This is a genomic window from Micromonospora sp. NPDC049171 (assembly GCF_040648275.1).
Taxonomy (GTDB): Bacteria; Actinomycetota; Actinomycetes; order Mycobacteriales; family Micromonosporaceae; genus Micromonospora.
In genome coordinates this window covers 131,520-146,975 of the sequence record NZ_JBEZDJ010000009.1, presented here as the reverse complement: position 1 = coordinate 146,975, position 15,456 = coordinate 131,520, and the positions used below count along the sequence as shown (strand labels likewise).

Genomic DNA, 15,456 nt, shown 5'->3' with positions numbered 1-15,456 from the left:
GCGAGAGCGAACGCCCGGCGGGCGCGGGCAAGCACGGCGGACGCCCGGCGGGCGCTGAGCGAGCGCGAAACCACCCGGGGTGGGTGAGCCGGCCTCACCCACCCCGGGAGCAGGCTGGTGGCATGAGTGATCCGAACGGGCTGATCCAACCGGGGCGCCCCGCGCCCGGTTTCACCCTGGCGGCCACCCCGGACGGGGCCCTGACCGGGCCCGAGCAGTTCCGGGGCCGACCTGTCGTACTCGCCTTCTACCCCGCCGACTGGAGCCCGGTCTGCGGTGACCAGATGTCGCTCTACCAGTCGGCGGCACCCGTCTTCGCCCAGTACCGGGCGGTGGTGCTCGGCGTCTCGGTGGACAGCATCTGGTCACACCGGGCATTCGCCCAGAGCCGGGGCATCGAGTTCCCACTGCTTGCCGACTTCGAGCCGAAGGGCGAGGTGGCCCGCCGCTACGGCGCGTACAGCTCGCGGGGTGAGGCGGACCGCGCGCTCGTGGTGCTCGACCCGACGGGGACGGTGGCCTGGAGCTACCTCTCGCCGCCGGACGTCAACCCGGGCGCGGACGGCATCTTCGACGCGCTGGACCAACTCGCCGCCGATCGGAAGGTGATGGCCGGATGACCACGCCACTGCAGGTGACCGCCCGACTGCGGGACCCGGTCACCACCGAGGACCACGTCCGGGGGCCGGCCGACGCGGCGGTGACAGTCGTCGAGTACGGCGACTTCCAGTGCCAGTTCTGCGGCGCGGCGTACCCGAACCTGCACGAGATGCTGCGGCAGCGGTCCGACACCGTCCGGCTGGTCTACCGGTACTTCCCGATCGCCAACGTCCACCCGTACGCCGAACGTGCCGCCGAGACGGCCGAGGCCGCCGCGGTTCGCGGCCGGTTCTGGGAGATGCACGACTGGCTCTACGAGCACCAGGACCAACTCGACCCGGTGCACCTCTCGCTCGGTGTCGAGCAGGTCGGGCTGCCGCCGGACGAGTTGAACGCCGAGGTGGAGAACCGGGCGCACGCCGACCGGGTGCGCCGGGACTTCGTGGGTGGCATTCGCAGCGGGGTGAACGGCACGCCCACCCTGTTCGTCAACGGCGTCCGCCACGACGGCGGGTACGAGTTGCCCGACCTGTTGACGGCCGTGGACGCGGCGAGTGACGCCTGACCGCGTTCCGCTCAGATGAGCCGCAACTCGCGCGCCCGCCGGACCGCCTCGCGCCGGCGGGTCGCGTCGAGTTTGCGGTAGATGTTGCGCACGTGGGTCTTCACGGTGTTGACCGAGAGGGACAGCTCGCTGGCGATCTCCACGTTGGACAGGATGCTCTGTAGGTAGCGCAGGATCGTCAGTTCCCGCTCGGTGAGCGGCTCGTCGAGGGCGCCCCTCGGCTCGGTGGTCGGGCGGGCGGGCCCGCGCCCGCTCTGCCCGGCCCCGCGCACCAGGTCACTGACCAACGCGAAGTGTGCGGTGCCCGCGTCCAGGTGTGCGGCCAGCAGGTCCCGGACCGGCGGTTCGGCGCGAGTGAACACCCGCCGGCAGCCCGGCGGGCCAGCCAGGTCCAGCACCTGCTCCAGGAGTCGACCCGCCCGACGCCCGTCCCCGGCCCGCTCGGCCAGGACGGCGTCCAGCAGGCCCGCGTCCAGGCGTACCGGCAGGGGCCAGGCCGTGGCCGTCGGCGCCTGCCAGGCGGGCACGCTGCGCGCGGCGGCGGCGTGGTCGCCGGCCAACAGCTCCACCCTGGCCCGCGCCACCGCGAGCGCCGGATCGGCGGTGCCGACCAGCGAGCCTCCGTCGGCGGTGCCGGCCAGCGAGCCTCCGTCGGCGGTGCCGGTCCCCTCGTCGGCGGTGCCGGCGAGCAGGTCGCGGGCGGCGGCCAGGTCGCCCCGCTCGGCGCGCAGTCCGGCCTCGGCGGCCCGCAGCAGGCCGGTCAGCTCGGCGGCGGACGGCCGGTCGGCCAGTGCTTCCCGGGCCCGGACGAGAAGTCGTTGGCCGGCGGCCAGGTCCCCGGCGTCGCGGTGCAGTTGTGCCCGGCACAGCGCCGCCGCCGCGGTGGCCACCGGTTCGCCGTCGGCGGCGGAGAGCCAGCCGTCGCCGGTGTCGTCGGCCCACCCGCCGGTGACGCCGAGTGCCGGGCCGGCGAGGTTGAGGTTCGCGGTGGCCTCGTCGGGCTGGTCGCGCAGCAGCGCCACCTGGGCCAACGCCAGGTACGCGTAGGCGCAGTCGAGCTGGCAGGACCAGCCCCGACACGGCGGCATGCCCAGCGCGTCCCGGGCCGCCTGCTCCGCCGCCCGCAGCCCCCCGCGCAGGGCGAGCAGCAGCGCGGCCCGGCTGGCGCCGACCAGCTCGGTGCGCGGCCGGCGGGCCTCCCGGGCGGCCGCCCGGGCACGGACGAACCGGGCGGTCGGCAACGCGCCCTCGGCCAACTCGACGAGCCCCAGTCCGGTGCCGGTGAACGCCCGCAGGTCGGCGTCGTCGGCGGCGTCGCCGCCACCGGATGTCGGCGCGGTGGTCGACGTGGAGTCCGGCAGCCGGGTCGGCGTGGCGCCCTCCGGGCGGGTCCGCAGCAGCCGGGCAGCGGCGGCGCGCACCTGCACCGGGTCGCCGGCGAGCCGGGCCACCGTCAGTTCCAGCGCGGTGACCAGCCGCAGGAACCGTTGCCGGCGAGGCACCGGCAGTCCCGCGGCGTGTCCGGCGGCGGCGCGCAGCTGATCGGTGGCGGCCGGCAGGTCACCGGCGTAGGCGCGCTCGGCAGCGTAGGCCAGCGCCACCTCCGGGTCGGCCCGGAGCACCTCCGCCGGCGGGGCCACCGGTGCCGGGGTGTGCACCGGGCCACTGTCGTACCGGGTCAGCTCCGGCCAGTGCGCGACGAACAGGTCGCCGGCCAGGTCCCACCGGCCGGCGGTCAGCGCGTGCCGCAGCGCGTCGGCCGGCCGGCCGTCGTTGGCGTACCAGTCGGCCGCCCGCACGTGCAGGTCGCGCACCTCGTGGTCGGGCAACCGGGCCAGGTCGGCGCGGAGCAGGTCGGCGAGCAGGGGGTCGCAGCGGTACCAGGGCGGGCGGGTGTCCTCCCGGTGCAGCAGACCACCGGTCCCGGCCAGGTCGGCGAGCGCCTGCCCGGCGTCGGCGCGGCCGGTCAGCGCCCCGGCCAGGTCGGCGCAGACGGTCTCGACGAGGGCGGTCCGACGCAGCAGGTCCTCCTCGGCCGGGTCGAGCGTCGCCAGCACCTCCTCGCGGAGGTACCCGGCGATCTCCGGTTGGTCTCCCCCGAACTGCCCCACCCAGCGCTCCGGGTCGCGCTGCCCGCGTACCGCCAGGGCGGCGATGCGCAACGCGGCCGGCCAGCCCCCGGTGCGCTCGCGGAGCTGGCGCACGGCGGCCGCCGGCAGGGCCGCGCCGTGCGCGGTGAGCAGGTCGGCCACCTCGTCGTCGGTGAACGCCAGCTCGTCCGGGCCGATCTCGGTCAGCTCGCCGGCGAGGCGCAGCCGGTGCAGGGGCAGGTGCAGCCCGGCCCGCGCCCCGATCACCAGGCGTAGTCGCTGCCCGGCGTGCCGCAGCAGGAACTCCACGCCGCTCAGCGCCGCCGGGTCGGCGACCCGGTGCAGGTCGTCGAGGATCAGCAGCACCGGCCGGTCCGCGGCGGCGAGGGTGGCGGCCAGCACCTCCAGTTGGTCGGGTCGGGGCGGCCGGTCGGGCACCGGGCCACCGTCCGCCGACCCGGTCGCGGTCCGCAACGCCGACGCGAGGTACGCCCAGAGCCGCGATGCGTCGTCGCCGACCTCCACCGACACCCAGGCCAGGACCGGGCTGGGTGTCGGTGCCGAGAGGTCGCCGGAGTCGGGCACCACGGCGCCCGGGTCGACGTCGGGCGTCTGACCGTCGAGCCGCGCCCAGGTGGCGAGCAGCGTGGTCTTGCCCCAGCCGGCGGGTGCGGCGACCAGGGTGACCGGTCCGGCACTGCCCTCGTCCAACCGGCGCAGCAGCCGGGGCCGGGCCACTACCGGCTCCGGTGGCACGGCCGGGCTCAGCCGCGACGCGAGCAGCGGTCGCTCCGGTGCCGTGTCGACGCGTACGCGATCCTGCTGTTCTGGCACTCAGCCCCACCCCCACCACGCGCTCCACCCCCGGTCGGCGAGCGGTTACCCGACGCGGGCCGGTTCACCCCTTCCGGGCGAGCACGCTTCACCCGAGGGCGACCGACGATCGGGGGACGTGGACCGGGAGGACGTGGGACGGGTGGGAGCGATGGGACGGCTGGTGCGGGCAGGACCCGCCCTCGGCGGCGCGGCGCGCAGCGGAGCGGCGCGCCTGTTGCGCGTACCCCGGTGGCGTCGTCGGACCGGCGCGGACCGCGACCCCGCCGCGGCGGCCCGGTGGGAGGTGGTGACCGTCGACCGGCCGCCGGAGCAGGTGCTGCCCGCCGGTCGGTGGCCGGAACCGCTGCGCCGCCTGGACGGCGCGGTCGAGGTGCGGGTGCGCCCGGCGCCCGGCGACCGGGGCACCGAGCTGGCCGCCCGACCGGTGGCCGGCGCCACCCCGCCGGTCGGGTTGGCCGCGCACCTGGTCGGCGACGACCCCCATCTGCTGGTCCGCCGGACCCTGCGCCAGATCAAGCAGCGGGTGGAGGCCGGCGAGGTGCTGCGCGCCGACCGATCGGCGCTGGACCGCCCCGAGGTCCGCGGGTGAGGGCGCTGTGCTGGGTGGCCGCCGACGAGCTGGCGGTACGCGAGGTGCCCGACCCGGAGCTGCGCAACGAGCGGGACGTCATCGTCCGGGTACGTCGCAGTGCCACCGCGGGCGGCGACCTGCCGCTGCTGGCCGGACGGCACCCCCTGCTGCGCTCCGGCGACGTGCTCGGGGCCGAGTTCCTGGGCGAGGTGGTCGAGGTCGGTCCCGGGGTCCGCCGGCACCGGGGCGGCGATCGGGTGGTCGTCGGCGCGAGCGTCGCCTGCGGCGGCTGCTGGTACTGCCGTCAGGGCCTGCACTCCTGCTGCGACAACGCCCATGCCGACCAGGCGAGCGACGACCCCGACCGGGGACACTCGGACGCCGGCTGCTTCGGCCGGCCCCGGGCGGCGGGCGGGTTCGCGGGCGGTCACGCGGAGTACGTGCGGGTGCCGTACGCCGATGTGAGTGCCTTCCCGGTGCCGGACGCGGTCGACGACGACCGGGCGGTGTTCGCCGCCGACGCGGCGCCGACCGGGTGGCTGGCCGCCGAGCTGGGCGCGGTGCGGCCCGGGGACGTGGTGGCGGTCTGGGGTGCCGGGGCGGTGGGTCAGTTGACCGCTCGGGCGGCGGTGCTGCACGGTGCCGCCCGGGTGCTCGTCGTCGACCGGCACGAGGAGCGGTTGCGGATGGCCGAGCGGCACTCCGGGGCGGAGCCGCTGGACTACCGTCGCACCGACGTCGCGGCGGAGCTGCGCGACCGCAGCGGTGGGCGCGGGCCGGACGTGTGCGTGGTGACTGTCGGCGCGCCGCCACCCGAGCGGTTCGCTGCCGACCGGCCGGACGCGAGACGCGAGGCCGTGCACGCCTGCCGCAAGGGCGGTGTGGTGGTGCTGCTCGGCGGGACGGACGGGTTCGTCGACGCGTTCCCGCTGGGCACGGTGACCGACCGACGGCTGACGTTGCGCGGGGCCCGTCGGCCGGACCTGCGCAGCGTGCCGATGCTGCTGGACCGGATGGCCCGCGACGAGCTGCGCACCGAACACCTGGCCACCCACCGGTTGCCGCTGGCGCACGGCCCCGAGGGGTACGCGCTGTTCCGGGACCGGGCCGACGGCTGCGTACGGGCCGTGTTCACGCCGTGACGTCTGCTCGGCACCGTGCGTCGACGCGAGCAGGTGGCAGACTCCGGGGATGGTTGGCGAGCGGACGTACGACGTGGTGCTGTTCGGGGCGACCGGGTTCACCGGTGGCCTGACCGCCGAATACCTGGCCCGACACGCGCCGGCCGGGCTGCGTTGGGCGCTGGCCGGCCGCAACCCGGCCCGCCTGGCCGCCGTCCGGGACCGGCTCACCGCGATCGACCCGACACGTGCCGACCTGCCGCTGCTCACCGCCGACGTGACGGACGCCGAGTCGCTGCGGGCCGTGGCGGAGAGCGCCCGGGTGGTGGCCAGCACGGTCGGCCCGTACGTCCACCACGGTGAGCCGCTGGTCGCGGCCTGCGCGGCGGCCGGCACCGACTATCTGGACATCACCGGCGAGCCGGAGTTCGTCGACCTGATGTACGTGCGCCACCACGCCCAGGCGACAGGCACCGGCGCGCGGCTGGTGCACGCCTGCGGGTTCGACTCCGTCCCGCACGACCTGGGCGTCTGGTTCACCGTCAAGCAGTTGCCCGCCGACGTTCCGATCACCGTGGACGGTCACGTCCGCGCCGGTGGCCGGGTCTCCGCCGGCACCTACCATTCGGCGCTCACCGCGTTCTCCCGGACCGGGCAGGCCAGCCGGGCCGCCCGGGAGCGCCGGGCGGTCGAGCCGCGCCCCACCGACCGCCGGGTCCGCGCCGTGCCGGGCCGGCTGGCCCGCTCCGCCGAGGTGGGCGGCTGGACCGTGCCGCTGCCGACAATCGACCCGCAGGTGGTCCGCCGGTCGGCGGCGGCCCGCCCGGAGTACGGCCCGGACTTCCGGTACCGGCACTTCGCCGCGGTGAAGCGGCTGCCCACCGTGCTGGCCGGCGCGGTCGGGCTCGGCGCGCTGATCGGGCTGGTGCGGCTGCCGCCCAGTCGACGCTGGCTGCTCGGTCGGCTCGCGTCCGGGCAGGGGCCGACCGCCGAGCAGCGGGCGGCGTCCTGGTTCACGGTCCGGTTCGTCGGCACCGGCGGCGGGCGGCGGGTGGTCACCGAGGTGGCCGGCGGCGACCCGGGTTACGACGAGACGGCGAAGATGCTCGCCGAGTCGGCGCTCTGCCTGGCACTCGACGAGCTGCCGCCGACCGCCGGGCAGCTCACCCCGGTCGCCGCGATGGGGGACGCGCTGCTCGACCGGCTCGTCCGTGCCGGGCTCACCTTCCGGGTGCTGGGCCGCTCGGCTTGACCCTCGACCGGGTCGAGGGGGCAGGATGCCCAGCGTGAGCGACCTGCACAGCATCGGTGAGCTGGCCCGGGCCAGTGGCCTGACCGTCAGCGCGTTGCGCTTCTACGACTCGGCGGGGGTGCTTCAGCCGGCCCTGGTCGACCCGGTGACCGGCTACCGCTGGTACACCGACGAGCAGATCACCCCGGCCCGGTTGGTGGCCGGGCTGCGCCGGATCGGGGTGCCGGTCCCGGAGATCGCCGCCGCGGTCCGCGCCGAGCCGGCCGTGGTGCACCGGATGCTCGACGCGCACCTGCGCCGGCTCGCCGACGGGCTCACCGACGCCCGTCGGGAGGCCGCCCGGCTGCGGGCCCTGGTCGACCCGGCCCAGCCGGCCACCACCACGCTGCTGCTCTCCCCCGCCGACCTGGCCGCCGCGCTCGACGCGGTGCGCTTCGCCGTCGGCGTCGACCCGGAGCTGCCGATGCTCTCCGGCGTGCTGCTCGACGTGGAGCCCGACGGGGTCCGACTCGTCGCCACCGACCGGTACCGGCTCGCGCTGGCTCGGGCCGGGGCCGACGTCGACGGACCGCCGGTGCGGGTGTTCGTGCCGGTGGCCCTCGTTGACCGGCTCCGCCCGCTGCTCGACGCCGCCGACGCCCCACCGGTGTGGCTGAGCGTGGCCGGCGCGGACCTGCGGGTGCGGGTGGCCGAGGCCACGGTGACCGGCACCGCCCTGCCGTACGACTTCCCGGACTACCGCCGGCTGCTGCGCAAGGCCGTCGGCGACCGGCCGGCCGCCCGCCGGATCCCGGTGGACGTGGCGACGCTGCGCGCCGCGCTGGCCGACCCGGCGGCTCCCACCGTCGCCCGTGACCACGACGGCACCACCAGGGCGGTCACCGTGCTCGGCGTCGACGACGAGGGCGGTCTGCGGCTGCTCCCCGCCGCCGACCTGGCCTCCGACACGCTGCGGGTCGGCGTGGACGGCGGCTACCTGCTCGACGCGCTGACCGCGGCCGGGGCGCCGCAGCTGGTGTTGGAGCTGGACGGCCCGATCGCCCCGCTGGCCGTACGCCGACCGGACGACGCGGACACCTACTCCGTGCTGATGCCGATCCGGCTCTGACTGCGCGGCCGGCACTCCCCGTTCCGGGAGTGCCGCACTCCCCGTTCCGGGAGTGCCGCACTCCCCGTTCCGGGAGGAAAAGCCCGCGACGGTAGCATCGGGTGGTTCACCTGTGACCCCGGACGGAGGCGTACGGAGCAGCATGCTCGACATGGAGTTGATCCGGAAGGATCGCGAGGCGGTGGCGACCGCGCTGGCGAAGCGTCTGGATCCCGCCGAGGTCACCCGGGCGCTGGACGAGATCCAGCGGCTCGACCAGGAACGCCGCACCCTGATCACGGAGATCGACGCCGAGCGGCAGCGTCGCAAGGCCGAGGCTCGGGCGTACGCGCAGGCGAAGCGGGCCGGCGAGGAGCCGCAGGCCGCCGCGCCGGAGGCCGAGCGTAAGCAGCTCGCCGAGCTGGAGTCCCAACTGGACGAGGTGCAGTCGCGGCTGCGTACGGCGATGAGTGAGCTGCCCAACCTGCCGGCCGACGACGTGGTGGCCGGCGGCAAGGAAGCCAACCGGGTCGTGAAGACCTTCGGCGAGCCGCCGGTGATCGACAAGGTCCGCGACCACGTCGAGTTGAGCCGCGCGCTGGGCCTCGTCGACTACGAACGCGGGGTCAAGCTCGGCGGCTCCGGCTTCTGGATGTACACCGGTGCCGGCGCCCGGCTGGAGTGGGCGCTGCTCAACTACTTCATCGACCAGCACGTCAAGGCCGGGTACGAATTCCTGCTCCCGCCGCACCTGCTGCTCGACTCGGCCGGCTTCGCCGCCGGGCAGTTCCCGAAGTTCTACGACGACGTCTACCACCTGGACGCCGAGTCCGCCCCGCGCGGGCAGTTCCTGTTGCCCACCTCGGAGACGGCGATCCTCGGCGCGTACCAGGACGAGATCCTGGAGACCCCGAAGCTGCCGCTGAAGGCCTTCGCGTACACGCCGTGCTACCGGCGGGAGTCGGCCGGCTCGCACTCCGACGAGCGCGGCACGGTGCGCGGGCACCAGTTCAACAAGGTGGAGATCTTCCAGTTCACCCTGCCGGAGCAGGCCGACGCGGCACTGGAGGAGATGCTCGCCCACGCGGAGAGCCTGGTCGAGGGGCTGGGCCTGCACTACCAGCGCTCGCTGCTCTCCGCCGGTGACGCCAGCGCGGCCATGCGCAAGACCCTCGACATCGAGGTGTGGATGCCGAGCACCGGCAAGTACAAGGAGGTGTCGTCGGTCTCCTGGTCCGGCGACTACCAGGCGCGTCGGGCGGCCATCCGCTACCGCGAGCCGGGCGGCAAGCAGACCCGCTTCGTGCACACCCTCAACGGCTCCGCCTTGGCCACCAGCCGCCTGTTCCCCGCCATCCTGGAGCAGAACCAGCAGCCCGACGGCAGCGTCCTGATCCCCAAGGTCCTCCAAGACCGCCTAGGAACAGACCGCCTAACCCCCCGCTAACCCCCGCCCCGCCCCCGCTGCCCTCCCCCGCCCCCCTGCCCTCCCCCTCCGCCCTGCCCCGCTCCGCCCTGTCCCGCCTCGTTGATCATGGAGTTATTGCCCCTCGCCTCGGCGTGTCGTGGCAATAACCTCATGATCAACGGGGTGGGGGTGGTGGAGGAGGAGCGCGGTCAGGAGCAGGGTGGCTAGTGCGGCCAGCAGTAGCGCTGGGCCTAGGGTGTTCAGGGTGTTGGCTAGGGTTTGTTGGAGCTGGGCGGCCGCTTGGATGACCGGGTCTTGTAGGGCTTGTCGGCTTCCGGCGGCCAGCCTCAGTTCGTACCAGCCGTACCAGGCTACGTAACCGCCGGCGAGCAGCAGCACCAGGCCGCTGAGGCGGGGCACCAGCGCGCCCGCGACGCGCAGCCGGGCCACCAGACCGTCGCGCAGCAGCGCCACACCCAGCGCGGCGACCGCGACCACCAGGCCCATCCCGAGGGCGTACGCGCCGAACAGCGCCAACCCCTGCCCGGTCGAGCCGGCCTGGAGGCTGGTCACCACGATGGCCAGGAACGGGGCGATGGCGCAGCCGAGCGACGCCAGCGCGTACGCCGCGCCGAACAGCGCCATCGACGGCCAGGAGCGGGTCAGCCGGGGTGCCCGGGTGGTCCAGCCGGGTGCGGGCAGTCGTCGGCCGGCGAGCAGCCAGCAGCCGGCCACCGCCAGCAGCACGCCGAGCGCCACGGTCAGCCACGGCAGCCGGGGCCGCAGCCAGCCGGCCAGCGGCGCGAGCGCCAGGCCGAACGCGCCGAACACCAGTACGTACCCCAGGGTCAGCCCGGCCGCCGCGGTGAGCGCGCGGCCGACCGCGCCGCGGGCGTCCGACGCCCCGGCGACCAACAGCGAGAGGTACGCGGGCAGCAACGCGAAGCCGCACGGGTTGACCGCGCCGAGCATGCCGGCGGTCAGCGCGAGCAGCAGGGGGCCGGTCACGCCCCGGCCAGTGCGGCGACCCGGGCGGTGAGTGCCTCACCGTCAAGGAAGCCCTGGTGGACCACCGTGCCGCTGCGATCGATGAGCACGAAGATGCTCTGCTGGGTCACCTTGAACCGCTTCCAGAGCACGCCCTTGCGGTCGTCGATCTGTGGCGTTGCGGCGAGGTCGAACTCGGTGACGAACTCCCTCATGGCCCGTTGCTCGCCCAGCCCGGCGACGCCGATGATCGGCACGGTGTCCCGGTAGCGGGGCGCGACCTCGGCCACCGTCCAGGCCTGGCTGGCGCAGGTGGCGCACCACGGCGCCCAGAACCACAGCACCACCGGCTTGCCGGCGAGCTGCGCCGCGTCGAACGCCGCGCCGGTGAGGGTGGTGCCGGTGAAGCGCAGCACGTCCGGGACCGCTGCCGGGGCCGTACTCGCCGAGCCGGTCGCGGCGGCGGTGGTGGTTGGCGGGGCACCGGTGGTGGCCGGCGCGGTGCCGGCGAGCGCCGGTGCCGGGGTGGCCGTACCGGTGCAGGAGACCACGCCGAGCAGCGCGGCGGCCAACGCCACGGCGGCGCCGGCACGGCGGGCCGCACCAACCCCGGCCAACCGCCTCGGTACGTGCCAGCTGCGCATGCGCGTCTCCGTTCGTTCGGCGAGAAGGTGCCCTTTCCTACTCGGCCTTGGCGAGGCGCAGAGCCAGCTCGGGGCACACCTTGACCGCCTTCAGCGCGCCCTCCCGCAGCCAGGTCGGCACGGGGGTGGGCGGGAAGGCGGGGTATCCGTTCGCGTCGAGCCGGATGAAGTCCGGTACGACGTGCGCGCACAGGCCGTGCCCGTCGCAGCGCGACCAGTCCAGGGTGAGCTTCTGCGGGTTCGCGTCGGGTGCGCCGGGCAGCCCCATCACACCCTTGACCCGCCGGCCGCAGCCGTCTCCGGTGGTGTGCAGTCGCAGGTCGTCGGCGAAGACCTCGATCGCGGAGAGCGCGAACCGGGCGGTGCCGTCCGGGTGGCTGCACGCGCCCCGGCCCCTCACCTCGCCGGCGGCGGCTCGCACCACGTCGGCCGGCTGGCTCCCGGCCACGGCCAGGTCCACCGCGCGGGCCAGGTCCGGCAGGCCCATCTTGCACGGCCCGCACTGGCCGGCGGACTCCCCGGCGAGATAGCGCACCACCTGGGCGGCCTCACCGAGCGGGCAGGTGTCGACGCCGAGCGGGACGATGATGCCCGCACCGAGGGTGCCGCCGACCGCGGCCAGGCCCTTGCGGGACACCTCGGCACTGTCCGCAGCCTCCGGGGTGATCCACTTGCCGTGGTAGCCGCCCATCAGGATGCCCTGGGTCTCCGGCACCTCGCACAGGTCGAGGACGTCGCGCAGCGGCATGCCGGCGGTGCACTCCACCACGGCCGGCCGGCCCGCCGCGCCGGTCACGGTGAGCAGCACGGTGCCCGGCTCGTCGTCGGTGCCGAGCGCGGCGTACTCGTACGGGCCGAGGCGGGCGCCGACGGCGAGCTGCGCGTACGTCTCGGCGTTCGACAGCAGGGTGGGCAGGCCGCTGACCCCGGAGTCGCTGGAGCGTTTCTTGGTGCCGGGCGGGATGTGCGGCAGGCCGTTGATCCCGTTGACGAGTGCGCCGCCCTCGCCGGAGATGAACCGGTGCGGCACGGTGACGATGGTGGTCAGCACCGGCATCCGGCGCTCTTCGAGGGCCTCCATCAGCGAGTCCCGGCCGACCCCGTCGTCGGCCACACCGATCACGATCTCGTCGGCGTCCAACGCGTACGCGGCCAGCGCCGCGCCGTCCAGGATCAGGTGCGGGGCGCGGGTGAGCAGCACCTTGTCCTTCCAGCTGGCCGGCTCCCCCTCGGTGGCGTTGACGACCACCACGGCGGCGAGGTCCTGCCGTTCGCAGGACTCCAACACCGCGCGCAGTTTGCGGGCGAACGGGAAACCCGCCCCGCCCTTGCCCTTGAGCTGCATGCCCTCGGCGAGCCGGAGCAGTTGCGCCGGCTCCATCGGGCCGATTGGGCCGTGCACCTCCTCGTGCGCGGCCAGGTCGAGCCGACCGAACTCGGCGAAGCCGGCGGTGAGCCGGGGCTCACCCACGCACGCGACCGGTGGCACTGCCGTGCGCATCACTTCGCCTCACCCCGCAGCCCAGCCCAGTACGCCCCGTCCACCGCGTCCGCGCTGGCCTTGCGACGCTTCGCGGACCGACCCTCGCCGGCTGCCCGCCGAGCGCGCCGGGACGCCAGGTCGACAAGGGTCGGGGTGTCGTCGACGGGCGGCGCGACCTCGTCCGGCACGTACCGGGCCGGCGGACGCCAGTAGTCCGGCTCCTCCGGCACGTCGTCCTCGACACTGTGCCGGCCGCTGCCGCTGCGCGGCGTCGCGGAGATCGGGCTGGCCGAGATCGGGCCGGCGGAGATCGGCTCGACGGAGACGGGGCCGGCGGAGATCGGCTCGACGGCCTGCCAGCGCAGCGGGCTGTCCCACGGCTCCTCCGGCTCGACCGTCGGCTGCGGCGGCGCCGAGTAGCGGCTGCCGTCGTCCTCGCTGCGCGACCGGCGGCGGGACCGCTCGGCGGCCGGCTCGTCGGCGCGTCGCCGACCGGTCGGAACGGCCTCGTCCCGGGTACGGGAGCCGCGCCGCCGGGTCACCGGCTCCAACTCCTCCTCGTCGCGTCGACGGGTGACAATCTCCTCGTCGTCGCGCCCGCGGGCGACGGTCTCCTCGGCGCTGCGGCGCGACCGGCGGGCCCTGGACTCCGCCTCGTCGCGCCGGCCGCGCGACTGTCGCTCGGTGTCGCGGCGGGCCGCCGGCTCTTCTTCCGCACGCCGGCGACGACTGGGTCGGGTCGACTCGACGAGGGAACCGGGCTCGGGCACCACCGGAACGGTGAACCGGTCCGGGTCACGCCGCGCGGCCGGCGCGGCCCAGGTGGCGGTGGTGGTCTCCGCCCAGGCGGGACGCTTGTCCGCGTCGGCGTTCTTGCGTCGGCTCAGCCCGGCCAGCAGCGACCGGCCGGTGTTCGTCTCCTTGGCCCGCCCGGCCAGCGCCGCGTTGCGCACCGCGGCCTGGTGCTGTTCGCGGCTGCGCCGGCCGATGGTGACCGAGAGCCGGACCAGCAGGGCCAGCACCACGAGCAGGATGCAGCCGAGGTAGCTGAACACCACCCAGGGGCTCGCGGCCCGACCGGCGTTGAGGCCGTGCAGCACGGCGAACGGCCAGGCGAGGTACGCGGTGGAGTGCAGGGTGCGCCACAGCCACTTGGGACCGACACCGGCGAAGCGGGCCCGGATGATGCCGGTCCAGATCACGCTGACCATCAGCAGGGCGGCCACGGTGCCGAGCCCGACGTAGAGCCCTCGGCCGCCGACGAACGGCACCAGCGCGTCGGTCGCGGCCGCCCGCCCGGTGGCGATCTTGGTGAGGACGTGGAAGCCGAGCCCGGCCACGCCCAGCACGCCGGTGGCCCGGTGCGCCGACTGCATCAGCACCCGGTGCGAGATGCGCAGCACCAGACGGTCGGTGGCGAGCAGGCCGAGCATCACGGTCAGGCTCAACGTCACCAGGGAGATCACCCCGGCGAAGAACTCGGTGAAGAAGAAGCCGTACGCGTACGCCTTCTGTCCAGCGCCCGTCAGCATGACCGCCGCCCACAGTGCGGCGAGCACCGACGCGATCAGCAGGGTGGTCGCCGACCTTGACGGTGTGCGTACCCCCCGACTGCTGGCGCTGGTCCGGACGGTGGCCGCCTTCTGGTTCTGCTGTGCCCGGGCCATGTGCTCCTCGATCGTCTCGCGGCGGCGTACCACCGGCCGACCCCTGCTCCCCCATCCAGTACGGGCCGGCGGGGCGCGCGGATCACCCGCGCCGAAAAATTTCTGGGCCGGAATCGAACCGAGGTGCGTCGACGTGCGTTGGCGTCCCCCTCGGTGCGGGGTCGGGACCTTTCGGTCGGCGGGTATCCGCGAACCGGGAGCCGCGAGCCGGCCGCCACCTTAGAGTGGTTTGGTGCCGTTTGACCGAAAGTCCAAGTACCGCCGTCGTGGCGTCTGGGTGGCCGCCGCCATCGGCGTACCCGCCCTGCTGGTGACCGCGCTGCTGGTGGGTCAGGCGCTGACCCCCGGCACGGCCCCCGACAGACGGATCGCGGCCGCCGACCCGACCCCGAGCAGTGCCGAGCAGAGCCCGGAGGAGCTGGTCCTCCCGGCCGCGCCCGCCCCGGCCGGGCTGCCGGTGGTCGACTACGACCCCGCGCCCGGAGGCTTCCCCGCCGATCCGGCCACCCTGGACACCACGCCGCTGACCGAGGGCGTGCACCCGACCAGGCGGATCGCCGCGTACGACGCACCCGGCGGCCGTCCGCGCGCCTTCCTCGAACCCACGATCAGCGGCGTCGAGCTGACCATGCCGATCGCCGAGCGGCGCGCCGGCTGGACGGCCGTCCTGCTGCCCTCCGCCAATCGGCGCCTCGCCTGGCTGCCGGCCGGCGGGTTCGACACCGTGGCGCTGCGCGACCAGATCGTGGTGGAACGCAAGGTCCACCGGCTCACCTGGTACCGGGCCGGCGCGGCGGTGCGTTCCTGGGAGGTCAGCCTCGGCCAGTCGGGACAGGAGACGCCGCTGGGGCGGACGTTCGTCCTGGGTCGGACCCCGCCGCCCGAGGAGGTCTACGGAGGCGTGGACATCTACGCCCTCGGCTCGGTGCCCGACGACCCCGAGTCGGTGCCGGCCGGGCTGCGCGGCGCCCACATCGGGGTGCACACCTGGTACAACGACGACGAGCTGGGTGCGAACACCACGAACGGCTGCATCCGGCTGACCCGCAGCGGCCAGCGGGAGTTGCTCGCCGAGGTCCGGCCCGGCAGCAGCGTGGTGGTCGTCGACAAGCTGCCCACCCCGCCCCCGACCGCCTGAGGTGCG

The 15,456-nt window shown here is 75.2% G+C and carries 13 protein-coding genes; 8 read left to right on the top strand and 5 right to left on the bottom strand.

Translation table 11 applies throughout. The features are described from left to right. Nucleotides 1-122 precede the first annotated feature (122 nt). Together AB0B14_RS14125 and AB0B14_RS14120 are read left to right on the top strand one after the other, a co-directional pair. Nucleotides 123-620 carry a redoxin domain-containing protein gene (locus AB0B14_RS14125; RefSeq protein WP_357070712.1) on the top strand — a complete coding sequence of 166 codons (498 nt, stop codon included), beginning with the start codon at nt 123-125 and terminating at the stop codon, nt 618-620. Further along, nucleotides 617-1,165, top strand: coding sequence for a DsbA family protein (locus tag AB0B14_RS14120; protein ID WP_357070715.1), 549 nt, complete (start codon nt 617-619; stop codon nt 1,163-1,165). The genes AB0B14_RS14125 and AB0B14_RS14120 overlap by 4 nt, the downstream gene beginning before the upstream one ends. A gap of 11 nt (nt 1,166-1,176) precedes the next feature. Here AB0B14_RS14120 and AB0B14_RS14115 read toward each other — a convergent pair whose 3' ends face one another. Beyond that, complete coding sequence (locus tag AB0B14_RS14115; protein ID WP_357522650.1) at nt 1,177-4,089, bottom strand: LuxR C-terminal-related transcriptional regulator; 2,913 nt, start codon at nt 4,087-4,089, stop codon at nt 1,177-1,179. Nucleotides 4,090-4,252: 163 nt separating this feature from the next. Between AB0B14_RS14115 and AB0B14_RS14110 the strand changes: the two genes are divergently transcribed. From AB0B14_RS14110 to serS, 5 genes are all read left to right on the top strand, one after another. Then, on the top strand, nt 4,253-4,681 hold the full coding sequence (locus tag AB0B14_RS14110; RefSeq protein WP_357522649.1) for a hypothetical protein: 429 nt from the start codon (nt 4,253-4,255) through the stop codon (nt 4,679-4,681). After that, a complete protein-coding gene (locus AB0B14_RS14105) occupies nt 4,678-5,805 on the top strand; it encodes an alcohol dehydrogenase catalytic domain-containing protein (protein WP_357522648.1) in 1,128 nt (375 codons plus the stop codon). Before AB0B14_RS14110 ends, AB0B14_RS14105 begins: the two co-directional genes overlap by 4 nt. 49 nt (nt 5,806-5,854) lie before the next feature. Then, entirely contained in the window at nt 5,855-7,036 is a 1,182-nt protein-coding gene (locus AB0B14_RS14100; RefSeq protein WP_357522647.1) for a saccharopine dehydrogenase NADP-binding domain-containing protein, read from the top strand. Nucleotides 7,037-7,061: 25 nt separating this feature from the next. Then, a complete protein-coding gene (locus AB0B14_RS14095; RefSeq protein ID WP_357522646.1) occupies nt 7,062-8,144 on the top strand; it encodes a MerR family transcriptional regulator in 1,083 nt (360 codons plus the stop codon). Nucleotides 8,145-8,286: 142 nt separating this feature from the next. Beyond that, nucleotides 8,287-9,570 carry a serine--tRNA ligase gene (serS, locus tag AB0B14_RS14090; protein WP_357070730.1) on the top strand — a complete coding sequence of 428 codons (1,284 nt, stop codon included), beginning with the start codon at nt 8,287-8,289 and terminating at the stop codon, nt 9,568-9,570. A gap of 93 nt (nt 9,571-9,663) precedes the next feature. Here the strand turns inward: serS and AB0B14_RS14085 are convergent, their stop codons facing one another. The 4 genes from AB0B14_RS14085 to AB0B14_RS14070 are packed head-to-tail and all read right to left on the bottom strand — an operon-like array spanning nt 9,664 to nt 14,345. Continuing rightward, complete coding sequence (locus AB0B14_RS14085) at nt 9,664-10,539, bottom strand: cytochrome c biogenesis CcdA family protein (RefSeq protein WP_357522645.1); 876 nt, start codon at nt 10,537-10,539, stop codon at nt 9,664-9,666. After that, nucleotides 10,536-11,162, bottom strand: a complete 627-nt coding sequence (locus tag AB0B14_RS14080) for a redoxin domain-containing protein (RefSeq protein ID WP_357522644.1) — start codon at nt 11,160-11,162, stop codon at nt 10,536-10,538. The genes AB0B14_RS14085 and AB0B14_RS14080 overlap by 4 nt, the downstream gene beginning before the upstream one ends. A gap of 37 nt (nt 11,163-11,199) precedes the next feature. After that, nucleotides 11,200-12,663, bottom strand: coding sequence for an NADH-ubiquinone oxidoreductase-F iron-sulfur binding region domain-containing protein (locus AB0B14_RS14075; protein WP_357070739.1), 1,464 nt, complete (start codon nt 12,661-12,663; stop codon nt 11,200-11,202). After that, nucleotides 12,663-14,345, bottom strand: a complete 1,683-nt coding sequence (locus tag AB0B14_RS14070; RefSeq protein ID WP_357522643.1) for a hypothetical protein — start codon at nt 14,343-14,345, stop codon at nt 12,663-12,665. Before AB0B14_RS14070 ends, AB0B14_RS14075 begins: the two co-directional genes overlap by 1 nt. Nucleotides 14,346-14,544: 199 nt before the next feature. Here AB0B14_RS14070 and AB0B14_RS14065 point away from each other — a divergent pair, with 199 nt between their 5' ends. After that, nucleotides 14,545-15,450, top strand: coding sequence for a L,D-transpeptidase (locus tag AB0B14_RS14065; RefSeq protein ID WP_357070745.1), 906 nt, complete (start codon nt 14,545-14,547; stop codon nt 15,448-15,450). Nucleotides 15,451-15,456 lie beyond the last annotated feature (6 nt).